This is a genomic window from Natronococcus sp., from assembly GCF_047921035.1.
In the GTDB taxonomy this organism is placed as follows: Archaea; Halobacteriota; Halobacteria; order Halobacteriales; family Natrialbaceae; genus Natronococcus.
Map to the genome: position 1 here is coordinate 1 of NZ_JBLRWX010000265.1, position 544 is coordinate 544.

The window sequence follows — 544 nt, forward strand, 5'->3', positions numbered from 1 at the left end:
GTCGACCGCGACATGCCCCTTATAGCCGTCGTACTTGCGGGACGTGGTCTTGTGGCCGTGGCGGGCGTCGGGGTCGACCGTGGAGATCACCCGGTCGGGCGCCACCCTGCGGGCGATCACGAACCGGCCGTCGGCGCGCTCCTCGATGTCCTGGCCGATCACCGTGGCCACCAACTCGGCCGCCTGCGCGACCCCGGTCGGCACCTCGCGGCCCTCCAACTCGCCCAGCAGCGCCAACCCGTCAACCGCGAGCCGATCGACCACCCGCGCGCGTGCGGCCGCATCGTTCCAGTCACACGCCGGTTTCCCGGCCGCCGCGTAGTCATCGTCACCGGACAGCAACCCACGCAGCCGCGTCTCGAGCTTCGCATCAGCAGCCTTCAGCAGCCCCCGGATCGAACTGCGGATCAGCGTGACCGTGTCCATCGTGGCGACCGCATCGAACAGCGGTGCAGAGTCCAACACCCGCTTGACCCCCACCAGCCCCGCCTCGGCCGCGACCTGCGTGGTCACCTTGAAGATCCGCCTCGGATCCTCCGACGCA

1 pseudogene is annotated in these 544 nt (G+C 70.0%); it reads right to left on the reverse strand.

Annotation, left to right across the window (positions count from 1 at the left end):
* Positions 1-513 (reverse strand): annotated as a pseudogene (locus ACNA7R_RS20620) (IS5/IS1182 family transposase); the annotation flags it as partial.
* Positions 514-544: the final 31 nt, after the last annotated feature.